The 17,524-nt window shown below is 60.8% G+C and carries 20 protein-coding genes; 3 read left to right on the top strand and 17 right to left on the bottom strand.

The window, feature by feature from the left end:
* Nucleotides 1–31: 31 nt before the first annotated feature.
* Entirely contained in the window at nt 32–550 is a 519-nt protein-coding gene (gene rplJ / locus ACR0NY_RS10725; RefSeq protein WP_093964423.1) for a 50S ribosomal protein L10, read from the bottom strand.
* A 332-nt stretch (nt 551–882) separates the two neighbouring features.
* Here rplJ and ACR0NY_RS10730 point away from each other — a divergent pair, with 332 nt between their 5' ends.
* Complete coding sequence (locus ACR0NY_RS10730; RefSeq protein WP_170369231.1) at nt 883–2,154, top strand: DUF2254 domain-containing protein; 1,272 nt, start codon at nt 883–885, stop codon at nt 2,152–2,154.
* Between the two features lie 65 nt (nt 2,155–2,219).
* Here ACR0NY_RS10730 and rplA read toward each other — a convergent pair whose 3' ends face one another.
* The 10 genes from rplA to ACR0NY_RS10780 form a co-directional block, all read right to left on the bottom strand.
* Nucleotides 2,220–2,918: a 50S ribosomal protein L1 gene (gene rplA, locus ACR0NY_RS10735; protein ID WP_170369229.1), complete on the bottom strand. Its 699-nt coding sequence runs from the start codon at nt 2,916–2,918 to the stop codon at nt 2,220–2,222.
* Nucleotide 2,919: 1 nt separating this feature from the next.
* Nucleotides 2,920–3,369, bottom strand: coding sequence for a 50S ribosomal protein L11 (gene rplK, locus ACR0NY_RS10740; RefSeq protein ID WP_093964340.1), 450 nt, complete (start codon nt 3,367–3,369; stop codon nt 2,920–2,922).
* A 230-nt stretch (nt 3,370–3,599) separates the two neighbouring features.
* The gene (locus ACR0NY_RS10745) at nt 3,600–4,427 is read right to left on the bottom strand and encodes a DUF2189 domain-containing protein (protein WP_170369228.1); all 828 of its coding nucleotides are present in this window, start codon (nt 4,425–4,427) and stop codon (nt 3,600–3,602) included.
* Nucleotides 4,428–4,648: 221 nt separating this feature from the next.
* Complete coding sequence (gene nusG, locus ACR0NY_RS10750; RefSeq protein WP_093964422.1) at nt 4,649–5,182, bottom strand: transcription termination/antitermination protein NusG; 534 nt, start codon at nt 5,180–5,182, stop codon at nt 4,649–4,651.
* 247 nt (nt 5,183–5,429) lie between these two features.
* The gene (gene secE, locus ACR0NY_RS10755) at nt 5,430–5,627 is read right to left on the bottom strand and encodes a preprotein translocase subunit SecE (RefSeq protein ID WP_170341433.1); all 198 of its coding nucleotides are present in this window, start codon (nt 5,625–5,627) and stop codon (nt 5,430–5,432) included.
* Nucleotides 5,628–5,716: 89 nt separating this feature from the next.
* A complete protein-coding gene (gene ccoS, locus ACR0NY_RS10760) occupies nt 5,717–5,875 on the bottom strand; it encodes a cbb3-type cytochrome oxidase assembly protein CcoS (protein ID WP_170341432.1) in 159 nt (52 codons plus the stop codon).
* A 5-nt stretch (nt 5,876–5,880) separates the two neighbouring features.
* Nucleotides 5,881–8,058 carry a heavy metal translocating P-type ATPase gene (locus ACR0NY_RS10765; protein WP_170341431.1) on the bottom strand — a complete coding sequence of 726 codons (2,178 nt, stop codon included), beginning with the start codon at nt 8,056–8,058 and terminating at the stop codon, nt 5,881–5,883.
* 4 nt (nt 8,059–8,062) lie between these two features.
* Nucleotides 8,063–8,521 (bottom strand): FixH family protein, encoded by a 459-nt coding sequence (locus ACR0NY_RS10770; RefSeq protein WP_093964335.1) that lies wholly within the window; start codon nt 8,519–8,521, stop codon nt 8,063–8,065.
* Between the two features lie 3 nt (nt 8,522–8,524).
* Nucleotides 8,525–9,952, bottom strand: a complete 1,428-nt coding sequence (gene ccoG, locus ACR0NY_RS10775) for a cytochrome c oxidase accessory protein CcoG (protein WP_170341430.1) — start codon at nt 9,950–9,952, stop codon at nt 8,525–8,527.
* A gap of 101 nt (nt 9,953–10,053) precedes the next feature.
* Entirely contained in the window at nt 10,054–10,929 is an 876-nt protein-coding gene (locus ACR0NY_RS10780) for a LysR family transcriptional regulator (protein ID WP_170365010.1), read from the bottom strand.
* 99 nt (nt 10,930–11,028) lie between these two features.
* Between ACR0NY_RS10780 and ACR0NY_RS10785 the strand changes: the two genes are divergently transcribed.
* Nucleotides 11,029–11,190: a hypothetical protein gene (locus ACR0NY_RS10785; protein WP_170342401.1), complete on the top strand. Its 162-nt coding sequence runs from the start codon at nt 11,029–11,031 to the stop codon at nt 11,188–11,190.
* 150 nt (nt 11,191–11,340) lie between these two features.
* On the opposite strand, the gene ccoP is transcribed toward ACR0NY_RS10785, so the two are convergent.
* From ccoP to ccoN, 4 genes are read right to left on the bottom strand one after another with little or no spacing between them, the layout of a single operon-like run.
* Entirely contained in the window at nt 11,341–12,204 is an 864-nt protein-coding gene (ccoP, locus tag ACR0NY_RS10790) for a cytochrome-c oxidase, cbb3-type subunit III (protein ID WP_170342399.1), read from the bottom strand.
* Nucleotides 12,201–12,386: a cbb3-type cytochrome c oxidase subunit 3 gene (locus ACR0NY_RS10795; protein WP_093964331.1), complete on the bottom strand. Its 186-nt coding sequence runs from the start codon at nt 12,384–12,386 to the stop codon at nt 12,201–12,203. The genes ccoP and ACR0NY_RS10795 overlap by 4 nt, the downstream gene beginning before the upstream one ends.
* Before the next feature lie 11 nt (nt 12,387–12,397).
* Nucleotides 12,398–13,126 carry a cytochrome-c oxidase, cbb3-type subunit II gene (ccoO, locus tag ACR0NY_RS10800; RefSeq protein WP_093964330.1) on the bottom strand — a complete coding sequence of 243 codons (729 nt, stop codon included), beginning with the start codon at nt 13,124–13,126 and terminating at the stop codon, nt 12,398–12,400.
* Between the two features lie 14 nt (nt 13,127–13,140).
* Complete coding sequence (gene ccoN / locus ACR0NY_RS10805; RefSeq protein WP_093964421.1) at nt 13,141–14,748, bottom strand: cytochrome-c oxidase, cbb3-type subunit I; 1,608 nt, start codon at nt 14,746–14,748, stop codon at nt 13,141–13,143.
* Nucleotides 14,749–14,944: 196 nt separating this feature from the next.
* Between ccoN and ACR0NY_RS10810 the strand changes: the two genes are divergently transcribed.
* Nucleotides 14,945–15,784 carry a universal stress protein gene (locus tag ACR0NY_RS10810; protein WP_170341422.1) on the top strand — a complete coding sequence of 280 codons (840 nt, stop codon included), beginning with the start codon at nt 14,945–14,947 and terminating at the stop codon, nt 15,782–15,784.
* Nucleotides 15,785–15,835: 51 nt separating this feature from the next.
* Here ACR0NY_RS10810 and ACR0NY_RS10815 read toward each other — a convergent pair whose 3' ends face one another.
* Together ACR0NY_RS10815 and ACR0NY_RS10820 are read right to left on the bottom strand one after the other, a co-directional pair.
* Nucleotides 15,836–16,090: a GlsB/YeaQ/YmgE family stress response membrane protein gene (locus ACR0NY_RS10815; RefSeq protein WP_093964328.1), complete on the bottom strand. Its 255-nt coding sequence runs from the start codon at nt 16,088–16,090 to the stop codon at nt 15,836–15,838.
* A 58-nt stretch (nt 16,091–16,148) separates the two neighbouring features.
* A complete protein-coding gene (locus ACR0NY_RS10820) occupies nt 16,149–17,471 on the bottom strand; it encodes a serine hydroxymethyltransferase (protein WP_170369226.1) in 1,323 nt (440 codons plus the stop codon).
* Nucleotides 17,472–17,524 lie beyond the last annotated feature (53 nt).

The raw sequence follows: 17,524 nt of genomic DNA on the forward strand, positions 1-17,524 counted from the left end.
TGCCCCACGCAGATCATTCAGTGCCAACCGCTTACGCAGCTTCCGCCTTCTCTTCGATGGTGGAAAGGATGCTTGCGATGTTGCTTGCAGGTGCGCCAATTGCACCGGCGATGTTCGAAGCAGGCGCGCCGATGCAGCCCACGATCGAAGCAATAAGCTCTTCACGCGACGGCATTTTCGACACGGCTGTGACACCAGCCCGGTCCAGAGCGTTCTCGCCCATTGCACCGCCAAGGATCTCGAACTTCTGGTTCTCCTTGGCGAAGTCCTCGGCCACCTTGGCTGCTGCCACGGGGTCCTCGGAATAGGTCAGAACAGTCATACCCGTCAGCAGGTCAGCAATGCTCGCACATGGCTTACCGTCGAGGGCGATTTTGGCGAGCCTGTTCTTGGCAACACGCACGGAGCCGCCCGCGTCACGAGCACGTGCGCGAAGGTCCTGCATCTCGGCAACTGTCAGACCGGCGTAGTGAGCAACCACTACGACGCCAGAGCTTTCGAAGATTTGGCCGAGTTCCTCGACCACTTTCTCTTTCTGGGCTCTATCCACAGTTCTCTCCAAGTTAGGGGCGATGCTTCACCCCGGCTCATATTTGCCGAGGGCTGCGCCCCGGCGTTCAGGTCCGTTGTTACGGGATTGGCCAAAATGCGCCCGAGGGTCTGGACCCTCGAAATTCTTTGGTCTTACCCGTCTCAGGCAGGGAATTAAGGGGCCGGAAGGACCCACCCACCGTCTTGGACGAAACGAAATAAAGCGCACGACGAATCGCACGCTTTACTCCGCAACCCTCTTTAGGGCAGATGGCCGGGGTTTCCAAGGGGTAAATTGGCCCGCACCCCAAGCCGGTAGACAATGACCGCAAACCCGAACAGGATCAACGGATGATCAAATTGAAATCCATTTCCAAGCCGCAATTCCTGTTTCGTCAGATTTCTCGCCAATTGTGGGTTCGCACCAGCCTGATCGCCGCTCTCGCCGTGGTCAGCGCAGGGATTGGCACCTACCTCGGCGGCTTCGTCCCCGACTTTCTCACACAACGGCTGAGCACCGAGGCCGTGGCAAAGATCCTCGGCATTCTGGCGTCGTCCATGCTGGCGGTCACGACCTTTTCGCTTTCGATCATGGTCGCAGCACAGCGATGGGCCTCGAACCAGTCCTCCCCGCGCGCCCAGCAGGTGATCGAAGAAGACAGTGTCTCGCAAAACGTGCTGGCCACGTTTCTCGGCGCATTCATCTTCGCGCTCGTATCCCTGATCCTTGTCGAAACCGGGGTCTACACCCAGCAGTCCATCGCCGTTGCGCTTGCGTTCACCTTGGTGGTGATCTTTTTGGTTACACTGGCGCTCTTGCTCTGGATCGACCAATTGCCCAGCTATGGCAGCATCTCCGAGACGGCGCGCAAGATAGAAAAGAACGCCAGGGACACCATGGCCCGAGCCATGGAACTGCCGAGCCTCGGAGCCATTCCGTATCAAGCCGCCGCGGATGTTCCGCAAACCGGTCACGACGTGCGGGCCAGTTCGACAGGGAATGTGCGCCACGTGGATGTCGGTATGCTGAATTCCTGCGCCGAAGAGAATGACTGCGAGATCTGGATCATGGCGCTGCCGGGGCAATTCGTGACCGAAGGCCAACCCCTGGCCAGAGCGACCCGGAAAATGGATGGTGAAACCATCCGGGAAGCCTTCGTGATCGGAACCGAGCGCAGCTTCAATCAAGACCCCCGCTTTGGCATTCAAACCTTGTCCGAAATCGCGCAGCGCGCGCTCTCGCCGGGTATCAACGACCCAATGACGGCAATTCAGATGGTCGAGAGGTTGCTGCGGGTTCTTCTGCCAATTGGCTCGCGGCCCACCCAGCCCGCCGACCCGCAATTCCCGAGAATCCATGCCCCCGAGATCGCGATCGACACGTTCCTGCGTGACGCTTATGCGGCCATTTCCCGGGATGCCGGTGACAAAGTCGAAGTCCACGAGGCCATTCTCAGCGCGCTGACCCGACTGACGCAGACTCAAGACGGAGCAATGACAACCGCCGCCCGCGCGGCTGCGAACCAGGCATTGACCGTTGCCGAGCGCGACCTCAGGCTGGAGGCCGACAAGGCACGCGTACGCGAAATACCCAATCAGGTCACAGTCGAACCTGCTATCTGAGAGCAAAAGAAAACCCCGGGCAGCATGACCGCCCGGGGTTCGACTTTTCGAAAGAACGTGTCGGCTTATTCGCCCGCAGCTTGCGCCACATCCACGGTCACGCCGGGGCCCATGGTCGAGCTCAGCGCGATTTTCTTCATATAGGTGCCCTTGGCGCCCGACGGCTTCGCCTTGGCAACGGCCGAGATGAAGGCACGGACGTTTTCTGCCAGCTTGGCTTCGTCGAACGACGCCTTGCCAACGCCTGCGTGCACGACACCACCTTTTTCCGCCTTGAACTGAACTTCACCACCCTTGGCTGCTTCCACGGCCGCTTTCACGTCCATGGTCACGGTGCCAACCTTGGGGTTCGGCATCAGGTTGCGGGGGCCCAGAACCTTACCCAGACGGCCGACGATCGGCATCATGTCCGGGGTTGCGATGCAACGGTCAAAGTCGATGTTGCCGGCCTGGATGCTTTCCATCAGGTCCTCGGCGCCGACGATGTCCGCACCGGCTTCTTTCGCCTCGTCAGCCTTGGGGCCGCGCGCGAAGACAGCAACGCGCATGTCCTTGCCGGTGCCGTTCGGCAGACCGACGACGCCGCGCACCATCTGGTCTGCGTGACGGGTGTCGACGCCCAGGTTCATGGCGATTTCGATGGTTTCGTCAAACTTCGACGTTGCGTTGGCCTTGACCAGTGCAACTGCCTCTTCGACCGACAGGTTTTCCTTGCCGGCGACGGCTTCGCGCGCTGCGCGGGTACGTTTACCGAGTTTTGCCATCTTACTTCACCTCGATGCCCATGGAACGGGCCGAGCCCAGGATGATCTTCATTGCGCCTTCGACGTCGTTGGCGTTCAGATCCTTCATTTTGGCTTCGGCGATCTCGCGCACCTGCTTGGTGGTTACGGTTGCCACGGTCTCACGGCCGGGGTTCTCCGCGCCACGAGGGCGGTTACGCTTGCCGACCGGCTTCAGACCGGCCGCCTTCTTCAGGTAGTAAGACGCGGGAGGCGTCTTGATGTCCATGGTGAAGGACTTGTCCTGATAGTAGGTGATCACGGTCGGGCACGGAGCGCCGGGCTCCATGTCTGCGGTCTTGGCGTTGAACGCCTTGCAGAATTCCATGATGTTGATGCCGCGCTGACCCAGCGCCGGACCAACTGGCGGCGACGGGTTCGCCTGACCTGCAGGAACCTGCAGCTTCATCGTACCAGCAAGCTTCTTGGCCATTTGGTTTTCCTTTCAACGTGAATGGGACGCGTCCCATCCGGTTTTATGTTGCGTGGTCCGATCCGGAATCGCGATCCCTGCGATCTCCCACGAGAGAATCTCGCCCGAAGACGATAGGGGCGGCGTTTACAGGGGAACGAATGGGTTGGCAAGAGCATGCCACTGAAAACAGGATGGCTGGCGAAGCCTCCTTCCCAACGGCGTCCGTCGGCATGCAGGCCCCGCCCCCGCTATGGACCGGCAGACGACTCCGGCTGCACGGCGCGCTGGTAGAGATGCCAAGTGGTATGCCCAAGGATCGGCAACGTAAAGACAAGCCCAAGGAACGCCGGCACCAACGACAACAGCATAGTGACCGAGATGATGGCCGCCCAGCCTAGCATGACCACAGGGCTTTCGGCGACAACGCGGAGCGATGTAAGCATGGCCGTTACGAAATCGGTGTCGCGATCCAGCAGCAAGGGCATGGCAACAACAGTCACCGAAAACAGTACGGCGGACAGAAACGCACCGACGCAGGTGCCAACAGCCAGGAAAGCCCAGCCTTGGGGGGTAAAGAACACGGTGTTCAGGAACCCATCGAAATCCGAAAACGAGGCATTCTGCAGGATGATCGCCAACCAAAGCCGAACCTGGTAGATCCATACCCAGAAAACGAACAGCGTAACGAAGGCCATCCAGCCCATTTCCCGCTTACGCTGATTGGCCATGACCGTCAGTATTTCCGACCAGCCAAAATCCTCTCCGGCCTGAAGTCGACGCGACATCTCATAGAGGCCTGCAGCAGCGAAGGGGGCGACCAGCGGAAATCCCACGACGGCGGGAATGATCATCCAAATCTTGCCAAGCCAGACCAGGCTCCAGACCAGCAGAAATCCGAAGACGGCATAGAACAGTCCGAAAAAGCCGCTCATGATGGGACGCGCCAGGAAGTCGGAAAACCCGGCCTTCAGCGAGTCGGTGATGTCGGCGGCGGTGACCGTGTTGACCACAGGCATCGTCCGCTGAGGCGGGGTCGGCCTGTCGGGTGGCGCGGGGCCTGCAGCCTTGGATGTCATGACAGAGTCCTCCCAAAGCATCACTGCGGGCAAATCCTCTGGCCCATGAGCCCGGCTGCGCAACGGTCATGCCTGTACCAAGTATAAGTGTGCATCAGGCAAGGAGTTAGGGCAAGCGGCCAAGGCTGTGGCGAAACCTTACCGGCAACCACCTGAAACAGTTGCGCCGCCTGTTACAGCGGCGCGTTCGATTCCTGCAAAGTCAGTTCCTGAAAGAAAAATCAGCTCTGCTTGGTGACCTGCGTAAAGTCCAGCTCGACCGGAGTTTCGCGCCCGAAGATCGAGACGGTAACCTTCAGCTTCTGGTTCTCGTCGTCCACGCCCTCGACCATACCGTCGAAATCCTCGAACGGGCCGTCGTTGACTTTGACCTTCTCGCCAACCTCGAAGCTGATCATCAGCTTGGGTGCTTCCTCGCCTTCCTGAACACGGTTGAGGATCTGGTTCACCTCGGCGTCGCGCATCGGCATCGGGCGGCCCTGCGGACCCAGGAAACCGGTGACCCGGTTGATCGAGTTGATCAGGTGATAGCCCTGATCCGACATTTCCATGTGCACCAGTACGTAGCCGGGCATGAAACGGCGTTCAGTCGTGACCTTCTTGCCCCGGCGCACCTCGATCACCTCTTCGGTGGGAACCAGAACCTCGTCGATCTCGTCCTCAAGGCCGTGCTCGGCCACCGACGTGCGGATCTGCTCTGCGATCTTCTTTTCGAAATTCGAAAGAACGCTGACCGAGTACCACCGTTTCGCCATGAACCTGTCGTCCTTGTTTGCCTTTGGCGCGCCGCGTCGGGCGGAAGCACCTGAATTGAAATTTCGTCGCGGCCCGGCCGCGTGTTCCGGAATAAAAAGCGGCGCGCAGTCCGAATCGCCGCACGCCCATCCCGAAAGGTCCCGCGTCAACTACTCTGACATTGCCTGCTGTGCAAGGGGGCAGTGCCGGTCGGGCGCCCGAAGCGGGCGCGTCTCGGCGCGATCCGACGGGACCCGGCAGTCGGCTTTAGCTGAACATACCCAGGATCAGTTGCAGACCGCCGCGAATGCCCAGATCCACCAGAGCAAAGAACACGGCAGTCAGAGCCGCCATGATGAACACCATGACCGTGGTCAGCAGAACCTCGCGCCGCGTCGGCCAGACGACCTTTGCAACTTCGGAACGGACTTGCTGAATGAACTGGATCGGGTTTGTGGTGGCCATTAGGCTTGGTCTCTCTGCTAGCGGATGGGCCGGACATAGCCGGGCATTGCGGCAATTTCAAGGGCCGTCGGCATCACGATTGCACCCGGTCAGGACTTGGGGCGATCATCCCACTCGTCGCTCAGAATCCGTCGGGCATCGCCTTCGGGGTCGTCATATTGGTTGCTGCGGACCGTATAGATGAATGCCACCAGCCCAACACCGCCCAACAGCAGCGAAATCGGTATCAAATAGGCCAGAACTTCCATAAGGATCACCTCAGGCGCAGAGCGTTCAGGGATACGGTAATCGACGATGTGGACATCGCCAAGGCCGCGATCAAGGGCGTCGCAAGGCCGGCAACGGCCAAAGGCACCGCGATGACATTGTAGATCGTCGCAATCTGAAAATTCTCGCGGATGCGCTGCGTCGCCCGGACAGCAGTATGGCAGGCATCGGCGATCGGCGACAGGTCATTGCCCAGCAGAACGATGTCCGAAGCCACACGGGCCGCATCCAGTGCCGAAGCCGGAGAGATCGAGGCATGGGCCGCCGCCAGCGCGGCTGTGTCGTTCAACCCGTCACCGACCATCAAAACCCGGCGGCCTTGGTCTGCCAGCTTCTGAATGTGTCGCGCCTTGTCCTGCGGCAGTGCCCGCGCGATCCAGGTCTCGATCCCCAGCTTCTCGGCCAGAGCTTTCACGGCGTTGGTCGTGTCCCCGGACATGAGGATGACGTCCTTGCCCGCATCACGCAAAGCCGCGACCGCGTCGGCGGCGCCGGGGCGCAAAGAGTCGGCAAAGCGGAACTCGACCGGGCGATCGTCCCCCACCGCCAACCAGGCCGCGGTGTAATCACCTTCCGTCGCGCCCACCCATTCGGCTCGGCCCAGCCGCACGAGTTGCCCCTGAAACTGGCCCTCGGTCCCGTGACCGGGAATCTCGGTGACGTTTTCAACCTCGGCCGGGGTATACCCCTCGTCCCGAGTGGCCCGGGTCAGGGCGACCGCCAGCGGATGCGCCGAAGCCTGTGCCAAGGCCAGAGCGATCTCGATCTCACGGCCTGTGTGTTTGCCACCGTTGACCAGTTGAGGCGCGCCTGATGTGAGCGTTCCGGTCTTGTCGAACACCACGGTGTCGACCTCGGCCAACCGCTCCAACGCCGTGGCGTCCTTGATCAGCATCCCCTTGCGGAACAGCCGCCCCGAGGCCGCGGTGGTGACCGCAGGAACCGCCAACCCCAACGCACAGGGGCAGGTGATGATCAGCACAGCGGCGGCGATGTTCAGCGCTGTGCGCAGATCGCCAGAATAGATGTACCAGCCAACGAAACTGAGTGCGGACAGGATATGAACCCCGGGGGCATACAGCTTGGCCGCCTTGTCCGCCAAGGACGTATAGCGCGACCGCCCGGATTCCGCGATGGCCACAAGATCTGCCATGCGGTGCAGCGAAGTCTCTTCGCCCACCGCCGTTGCCTGAATGATCAGCGGCCCGGTCAGGTTGACCTCACCCGCGCTGACTTGCGTGCCTGGCTGGGCAAATACCGGCAGGGTTTCACCGGTCAGCAAAGACCGGTCCAACTCGGATTCACCGGTCACGATCTTGCCGTCCACCGGCATCCGCCCCCCTGGTCGCACCAGGATCAGGTCACCGACGGCCAGTTCGGCAACGGCGACCTCGCGTTCGGCCCCGTCAACAAGACGGATGGCGCGCGGCACCTCGAGGGCTGTCAGCTCTTCCGCGGCGGACCGGGCCGCGGCACGGGTGCGGTAATCCAGATAGCGCCCCGCCAGCAGAAAGAACGTCAGCGTCAAAGCCGCATCGAAATAGGCGTGCTCACCGCTCAGCGCCGTTTCCCAAAGCGAAGTGACCAAGGCCAGCAGGATTGCCAGAACGATCGGCACGTCCATGTTCAGGCGGCGAACACGCAGCGCGCTCCACGCGTTGGCAAAAAACGGTTGGGCCGAGAACGCAATGGCCGGGAGGGCGATGGCCGCCGATATCCAGTGAAACATGTCGCGCGTCGCGTCAGTGGCGCCGGACCAGACGGACACTGACAGCAGCATCACGTTCATCGATGCAAAGCCGGCGACCGCGAGCCGCATCAAAAGGTCTCGTCCGGCCTTGTCTGATTGCGTGGCTGACAGGGCACCGGGATCCAGCTCATGCGCCTCGTACCCGGCCCGATCGAGGACCGGGATCAGGTCCGTTGCCCGAACCTCGGGGCCTGCCTTGATCAGAGCGCGCTTGAGCGTCAGGTTGACCCGCGCGTCCTGTACGCCGGGGTGCGCGTTCAACGCACGTTCGACATTGGCAATACAGGCCGAGCAATGAATGCCCGGCAGTGACAGCGCGATCTGAACGTCGACCGGTACCGGCCTGGCCGGTTCCGCCGGAGCCGCGATGCAGCCCGGACAGGCCGCGGTCCCGGATGTCACCTGCGACGACATCGGCCTAACCCTTGATGTACAACGGAATGCGCCGACTGAATTCCGCGCCGTCCGCATCGCGCGCGACAATACGGACATTCCAGTTGCCTTTTCCAAGCGTCGCCGGGGTGGAATACGCCACACCGTCAAAGGTGAAGTCCGGCGAAAAATCCTCGCGCATATGAGTTGCGCGGCCGACCACGGCCTGCAGTTCGGCCACCCGCACAGGCACGCCTTGCGCATCCGTGATGCGAAGGATCAGCAGGCCGCCCTTGGTTTCCACCTCTGCATCCCAGCCCAGAGACTGCTGCTCCTTCAGCTTTTCATTGAACTCCTGACTGGCAACGTAGGAGTTCTTGACCTCGAGCCCGGGGAATGTCGCGACTGCCTTGTAGGCCAGCACCAGATTAACTGCGATGATGACCCCGAAGGCCCCGACAAAAACCGCAAGAGCGTGCTTTCCGGTGAATTTGCGCTCGGCCATTATTCAGTTCCCCCGCCCGTTGAACGTGGTGTCCTTGTAGGCGCGCTCGCCGCTTTGCAGGTCTTCGACCCAGATCCGGACCGGTGTCGTTTCAGCCATTGCGGGCGCTGTGTCTTTCGCGGCGACGATGTAGACCCGGGTCAACTGTGCCGTGTCCGCAGTTACGTTTACCGTATCCAGTTCCGTTCCTTCAATCTGAACCTGCAGGCTTGGGTCACCGACCAGAGACAGTTTGAACAGGCGGTCTTCGCCATGTTTGTTTCGCAACCGCACGTCGTAGGTGTTGCGGATCGAACCGTCGGACATGGTCACGAATGTCGGATTGCGCACTGGCGCCACCGTCAGATCGATATCCGACCGGATGAACAGCGCAAACAGCAGGCCAAAACCCACCAACGACCAAAGCGCGGTATACATGATTGTCCGGGGCCGCAGGATGTGCTTCCACACATTTTTTGGGGGGTGGCCCGCGCGTTCACGCGTTTCGTCGCTGAGCGCCATATAGTCGATCAGACCGCGCGGCTTGCCGATCTTGGCCATCATGTCGTCGCAGGCATCGATGCACAGCGCGCAGGTTATGCACTCCAGCTGTTGGCCATCACGGATGTCGATCCCGACCGGGCAGACATTGACGCAGGCCATGCAGTCGATGCAGTCGCCCAGTTCAGAGTCGGCCGTCCGTTTGCCCTTGCCGCGCGGCTCGCCCCGCCACTCTCGGTAGCCAACCACCAGCGTGTCCTCGTCCATCATCGCCGCCTGAATTCGCGGCCACGGACAGGCATAGATGCAGATCTGCTCGCGCGCGAACCCACCGAAGAAAAAGGTCGTGCCGGTCAGAACCAGCATGGTGGTATAGGCGACCGGATGAGCGTTGCCGGTCACAAGGTCCCGCGCAAGGGTCGGCGCATCCGCGAAATAGAACACCCAGGCCCCGCCGGTCGCCAGACCGATCAGGAACCAGACCACCCATTTGGTCAATCGCAGGCGAACCTTGCGGAAATCCAGCTTCTTCTGACGATGCAGGCGCAGGCGGGCGTTTCGATCGCCCTCGATCCAGCGTTCGACCAGAATGAAAAGGTCGGTCCAAACCGTCTGTGGGCAGGCATAGCCGCACCACACTCGGCCCAAGGCCGACGTAAACAGGAACAGGCCCAAGCCGGCCATGATCAGCAGACCGGCTACAAAATAGAATTCGTGTGGCCAGATCTCGATCCAGAAGAAGTAAAAGCGGCGGTTCGCAAGATCCAGCAGCACCGCCTGATCCGGAAGGCTGGGCCCCCGATCCCACCGGATCCACGGCGTCACATAATAGATGCCAAGCGTGACGGCCATTATGATCCATTTGAGGTTCCGAAACTTGCCGGAAACGCGCCGTGGAAAGATCGGTTCCCTTGCGGCGTAAAGGCTGGGGGCTGGGGTGTGATCGCTCACGGCATGGCTCCGGATCTTGCTGTTTGTCGGGCGACTTGTTCCAGATCATACACCGGACAACTTTGACATGGGTCAAAAGCGCATCGCGCAGACACCTTTTGTCACACCTGGTTCGCTTGGCGTTTCAGCCACCCGACGAACGTCTTCACCGCCTTTCTCTGCGGCGTTTGCGCGGTCACGATGTGGTAGCCTCGGGCGTCAGGTGCGACATGAAGTTCAACTAGTCTTCCGGCCACGATATCACGTTCGACGAAATGTCGCACCGTCACCGTGACCCCCTGCCCCGCGCGAACGCCCTCAAGGACCAGGTTGCCCGGCAGACTGGTCCGTCCGGCGCCTGGGTCCATGGCCGCCCCATGTTGTGCCAGCCATGTGCTGGCTTCGGTCGTGCCCACCTCTTCCAGCCACGGCAAACGGGCCAGATCAGCCGGCGACCACTCGGATCTGGACCCTAAGAGACTGGGCGCGGCAACGATGACCATCGGGGTTTTCAACAACATCTCGGACCGGACGCCCGGCCAACCGCCTGCCCCGTATCGAATCGCGACATCCACCCCGCCGGGGCGCAGATCGACCAGTTCCGGTGACGGATCCAAGGTCAGATCGATCCCCGGGTGATCCGACCGGAAAATCGGCAGCCGCGGCATCAGCCATGAAGCTGCAAATGAGGAGGTCAGCGAAACGTGTACCGGCCGATCCTCTCCCGCGTGCACCAGGTCCGAGACCGCCGCATGGATGGCGCCAAACCCCAGCTGAACGCTGCGGGCCAAGTGTTCGCCATCCGACGTCAGGACCAGAGTCTTGCCCGACCGGTCCAACAGGGTCACGCCCATATGCGCCTCAAGCGCGCGCAACTGCTGGCTTATGGCGGCATGACTTACATTCAACGCATCGCCAGCCTTGACGATGTTTCTGTGCTCGGCGAATGCAGCGAAAGCCCGTAGCGCCGATAGTGGCGGAAGGTTCAGCCAGTCCATATGTAACCTGTGCTTACATATGAACACGGTAATTGAGTCGCAAATATCCGGTCAAGAGCCGATGCTGGAACCCGAGTTCATCGCATCAGGAGAAAGACCATGCTGAACATCTACGCTGCTTCCTTCATGACCGCCACGCGGTTGAACGCACCCAAGCTGCGCGACGCGCCCAAACCGAATGCGCCAAAAAGGAAAAAATGGCTGCCCGCCGGACACTGGTGGGTCAGCAAGAGCCGCGAGTTGGATCCGCGCAACCTTTAGGATCAGTTTGCGTGCCCGCGCTGGACCGGGGCCATTGTCGGCACTATTTTCGGAAAATGCGGTGCCGGCTGTTCAGGAAACGCGCGAACAGATGGAACAGCCGGCACCTGGGCCTTCGGGCGGCACGCCGCCCGAAGGTGTTCTCGGATCTTATTGACCGCCACCCAACTGGTGGACATAGGCCGACACGGCGCGGATCTGCGCCTCGGTCAGACGCGTGTCCCAGGGGGGCATGACGCCAAACCGGCTGTAGGTCACCGTTTCGGTCAGCGTTTTCTCATCGCCGCCATACAGCCAGATCGCATCCGTCAGGTTCGGTGCGCCCTGCGCAATATCGCCCTTGCCGTCTTCACCGTGACAGGCTGCGCAATTGTCCTCGTAGACAACCTTGCCCGCCTGCGCCGCAGCATCGTCGGTTTGGGCGTTGGTCAGCGACATCACATATTGCACGACCTGGGTGATTTCCTCGGGCTCGAGGATCTCGCCGAACGCCGGCATTTCGGAGTAGCGCGCGTCGTCGCTTTCTTCGTTGCGAATGCCGTAGCTGACCGTTGTGACGATGTCATCCAAGGTGCCGCCCCACAGCCAGGCGTCGTCCAGAAGGTTCGGGAAACCCTTTGCGCCCTGCGCGCCCGAACCGTGGCACTGAGCGCACCAGGTGCGGAACACGGCGCCACCGGCGTTGACCGCATATTGCTGCAGCTCGGCATCCTTGGCGATATCATCCAGCGGTGTCTCGACCAGCTTGGCGTTCCACGGAGCGTTGGCCTCTTCGAACGAAACCATCTCCTTCTGCACCAGCTCGCGCGAGGACCAGCCAAGCACACCGGCGGTTGCAGATTGCACCAGCGGCCACGCCGGATACATGATCGTGTAGATCACACCCCAGAAGATGGTCGCGTAGAAGGTCCACAACCACCAGCGCGGCATCGGATTGTCGAATTCCTCGATGCCATCCCAGCTGTGACCGGTCGTCTTGGGGTCACCCGGCTGTTTTTCAGGTGTCTTGCTCATTTCCGCGCCTCCTCGGATGTGGCGGGTTTGTCTTGATGCCGGAACGGGATGTTTGCGGTGTCCTTGTATTCCTTGCTGGCACCGGGGCGGAACACCCAGATGACGATGCCGACAAAGAAGGCGAACAACAGCAGCAGCATCCAGCTATCCGCGAATTGCCTCAGGATCGTGTATTCTTCCATCACACCCTCCTTTAGCGGCTTGCATCCGGGGTGAAGGTCGAGAAGTCGACCAGCGTTCCCAGCATCTGCAGATATGCAACCAACGCATCGGCTTCGGTCAGTTCCGGCTGACCATCGAAGTTGCGCACGTTGACGTTTTCGCCGTAACGCTCCAGCAGCCCGTCATAGTCGCTGTCCGGATCGGCCTGCGCCCGGAAATCGGCAACTGCGTTTTCCAGCATCTCGTCTGTGTAAGGCGTGCCCAAAACCGCATTGGTGGCCATGATGTCACCGATATACCGGCCGTCGATCTTGCGGTTTTCCAGAAAGCCGTATTTCGGCATCACGGACTCCGGCACCACCGATTGCGGATCACGCAGATGGTCCACGTGCCATTGATCCGAGTAGCGGCCACCCACACGGGCCAGATCAGGCCCGGTGCGTTTGGACCCCCACTGGAACGGGTGGTCGTACATCGACTCGGCCGCCAGCGAGTAGTGGCCATAGCGCTCGACCTCGTCCCGCATCGGGCGGATCATCTGACTGTGGCAGACATAGCAGCCTTCGCGGATGTAGATCTCACGCCCCGCCATCTCGAGAGGGGTGTAAGGGCGCATGCCCTCCACCTTCTCGATTGTGTTCTCAAGGTAGAACAGCGGGGTGATCTGAACGATGCCACCGATGGTCACGACCAGGAAGCTGAAGATCAGCAGGAGGGTCGCGTTGGTCTCGAGGATCTTGTGTTTGTCGAGAATTGCCATTGCTCCGGCCCTCCTTATTCAGCCGGGACCGCGACGGTCAGGCTGGCCTCTTTGGCCGGAGCCCGCCGGACGGTCATCCACAGGTTGTAGCACATGATCAGCGCACCAGCGACGAACAGAACACCGCCCAGCGCACGCACCACATACATCGGGAACTTGGCCGCAACGGTGTCGGCGAACGAGTTCACCAGGAAGCCGTTGGCATCCACTTCACGCCACATCAGGCCTTCCATGATACCGGTGACCCACATCGACGCGGCGTAGAGCACGATGCCGATGGTGGCGAGCCAGAAGTGCCAGCTGACCATCTGCAGCGAGTACAGACGCTCGCGCTTCCAAAGAACCGGCACCAGGAAGTACAGCGCACCAAAGGTGATCATGCCGTTCCAGCCCAGCGCGCCGGAATGTACGTGACCAATGGTCCAGTCAGTGTAGTGCGACAGCGAGTTCACCGCGCGGATCGACATCATCGGACCTTCGAAGGTGGACATGCCGTAGAAGCCGACCGAGATCACCATCATGCGGATGACCGGGTCGGTACGCAGCTTGTCCCAAGCGCCCGACAGGGTCATCAGGCCGTTGATCATGCCACCCCACGAAGGCATCCACAGCACGACCGAGAACACCATGCCCAGCGTCGAGGCCCAGTCAGGCAGCGCGGTGTAGTGCAGGTGGTGCGGACCAGCCCAGATATACAGGAAGATCAGCGCCCAGAAGTGGATGATCGACAGTTTGTAGCTGAAGACCGGGCGTTCGGCCTGCTTGGGAATGAAGTAATACATCATGCCCAGGAAGCCCGCGGTCAGGAAGAAGCCCACGGCGTTGTGCCCATACCACCACTGGATCATGGCATCCTGCACACCAGACCAGACGATGACCGATTTCGAACCCCAGATGCTGACCGGAATGGTCATGTTGTTGACCAGGTGCAGCATCGCGACGGTAACGATGAACGCCAGGTAGAACCAGTTCGCCACATAGATGTGGGGCTCTTTCCGCTTGACGATCGTCCCCAGGAACACGGCCAGATAGGCCACCCAGACGATGGTCAGCCACAGGTCCACATACCATTCAGGCTCGGCATATTCCTTGGACTGGGTCCCGCCCAGCACATAGCCGGTCGCGGCAAGAACGATGAACAGCTGATAGCCCCAGAACACGAACCAGGCAAGGTTTCCGCCCCAGAGACGCGCGGCGCTTGTGCGCTGCACGACGTAGAAGGATGTGGCGATCAGGGCGTTGCCGCCGAACGCGAAAATGACCGCTGATGTGTGCAGCGGGCGCAACCGGCCAAAGTTCAGAAGCCCCTGCGCCCATTCGAAGTTCAGCACCGGAAAGGCCAGCTGGAACGCGATGAAGGTTCCCACCAGGAACCCTACGACACCCCAAAAGGCGGTTGCGATCACGCCATAGCGGATCACGCCATCCATGTACTCACCCGAACGATCGACAAGAATATCCGGCTCATCCGTATTTCGCAGCGTCCAGATGAACAGGCCACCGGCGATGAGCATCACCAGTATCGCGTGCACCTGATACGCCAAATCCCGCGCATAGTTGGATCCGATCGCTGCGAACAGCACGACCAGACCAAGCGCGATCAGCTTGATGTAATTCGACATATTGCGTCCCTTTGCCATGCTCCGGGCGATTCTTGTGCCGCATGGAGCTTTCGTTGACTGGTTGCTGTATGATCCATGCACAACCAATGCTGCTTTGATCTGCATCAAGACAATAGCCTGAAAACTGTGACAGGCATAAGCAAATGAATGGGTTACCTGGTCGCACAGGTTTCAGAACCCGAAACACGAGGTCGAAATGGCTTATAAATCTCTTCTCACCGTCATGACGGAAACCAAGTTTGCCGAGCCGGCTCTGGCCCAGTTGGTCGCCTTGGCCGAAGCGCAGGACGGCCATGCCGAAGCGCTGTGCCTCGGTGTCGACCGTAGCCAGACCGGCTACTACTACGCGGGCGCAAACGCCCTGATCCTTCAGGAGACCTTGAAGCGCGCAAATGCCGAGGCCGATGAAGTGCTTGCCTTTGCCGAGGATTTCCTGGGCAAGTCAGGCGTACGCTGGTCCGCTGAAAACGGCGTGGCGCAGATCGCCGACTTGGGTCGGCACGTCGCGCACCGGGCCCGTTTCTCGGACCTTGTCGTTTTGCCCCAGCCCTATGGCAAAGATCGCGGCGCCGAGGCCGAACCGATCATCGAGGCCGCCATGTTCGAGGGTCACGCCCCGGTTCTGGTGGTACCGGATGAGGCGAAACCATTCGCCAGCCCTCGGACGGTTCTGATCGGCTGGAATGAGAGTGTCGAGGCGATGAATGCCATTCGGCGCGCGCTGCCGTTCCTGCGGGCGGCCGAACTGACCCGGATCGTTGTGATCGACCCGCCGCGTCACGGCCCTGATCGCTCGGACCCGGGCGGTATGCTGTCGCAAATGCTGTCCCGCCATGGCGTGAAATGCGAAATCGACGTGCTGAGCAAGACGATGACGCGTGTGTCCGACATTCTGAACCGTCACGCCGCAGACGTCGAAGCCGACATGATCGTGATGGGCGCCTATGGTCACTCGCGGTTCCGCGAGGCCATTCTGGGTGGCGCGACACGGAACATGTTGGAACAGTCCTCGGTTCCGGTTTTCCTGGCCCACTGAACTGCGGGCACGGCAAAAGAAATAACCGCCCCAGACGGGGCGGTTATTTCGTCAGACCTTTTTGACCAAACCGATCAGGAACAGAAGGATGACGGCTCCGATCGTTGCAAAGAAAATCGACGACACCATACCGCCGCCGACGGAAAACCCGAGTGCGGGAAAAATCGTTCCGGCGAGAAAAGCGCCAACGATCCCGACGATGATGTTCCCGATCACGCCAAAGCCGCGCCCCTTCATGATCCTGCCCGACAACCAGCCCGCGATCGCGCCGATGATCAGCATTGCCAATAGGCTACTGAATTCCATGCCTTGCTCCTGAATATTGTTTCACGCAAAGGCATTAGAACACGGCCGGGCCGTTGGGTCACGCACGAACGTAGTGCATCCCCTGGAACCCGGATCGCAGATCCCGCACCTTGGGCGCAACCGATGCGGGATCATCCGCCGACAGTGCCTCGGCGAACAGGGCCACAAGGTCTCCGGCATGTTCGGGGGTCACTCCCCGCCGGACCAACTCGGGCGTTCCGATCCGCAATCCGTTCATGTCACCCGCAACCGAGGCGATCGGCAAACCGATACCACATGCCAGGAACCCAGCCCGCCGCAGGTGTTTTGACACCGCCTGCCCGCCCCCATAGTCGGCGGCCTTCAGCGCGAATTGGTGCGAGGTGGTGACGCCACCAGCCCCCTTGAACACTGGCAATCCCTGATCTTCCATCTCGCTGGCAATTGCCTGCGCAAGATCGATCATCGCTTGCCCATAGGCCGGCCCGCAGTCGACCCAGTCCAGCAATGAAATTGCCAGAGCCGCCGATTTCGCGGCATCGAAATTGGCCGTCATTCCGGGAAAGGCGATGGCGTCCAGCCGTTCGGCAATTTCGGCGTCGTTGGTGACGATCAGCCCACCCGCAGGGCCGCCTAGGCTTTTGTAGGTGCTCATCGTCATCAGATGCGCGCCTTCATCCAACGGATTCGCCCAAGCCCCGCTGGCAATGATCCCGCATTGGTGGGCCGCATCGAACAGAACCTTGGCCCCAATTTCGTCGGCAATTTCGCGCACGGCCGACACAGGATGCGGAAACAGGTTCAGCGAGCCACCAACGGTGATCAACCGGGGGCGGTGCGTTTTGGCCATGTCGCTCAGCGCGGCCAGATCCAGACTGTACCCGTCCGCATCCACTGGTGCATTGATCGTTTGCAGCCCATAAAGCCCTGCGCAGCCACCCTCATGGTGGGTCACGTGCCCGCCGATCGCTGCCGGCGGCGTGATGATCGTATCGCCGGGCCGTGTCAGAGCCATGAAGCCATACAGATTGGCCAAGGCGCCGGATGCCACCCGGATTTCGGCGTATCGCGCGTTGAACACGCGGGCCGCAAGCTCGGCCGCGATCACCTCGATCTCCTCGATGGCCTCAAGCCCCATCTCGTATTTGTCGCCCGGATAGCCCAAAGATGGACGACTGCCCAGACCCGCGGCGAGTGCAGCTTCAGCCCTTGGATTCATGACATTCGTCGCCGGGTTCAGATTGAAACACTCGGCATCATGAATATCCGAGTTTCGCGCGATCAGCGCGTCGATCCGGGCCTCAATCGCCTCCGAGCTGCTGTCGGCAACTTGCCGGGCGATGGTCTGAACAAGGTTTTCGCAGTCGCCCGGAACCCAGGCACGGTGAGCAAGGTGCTGCATCTGATCCTCCGTCTTTGCGGCCAACGATGCAAAGATCCTGACTTGCGCGCAAA

This window comes from Ruegeria sp. BJ5, assembly GCF_056537865.1.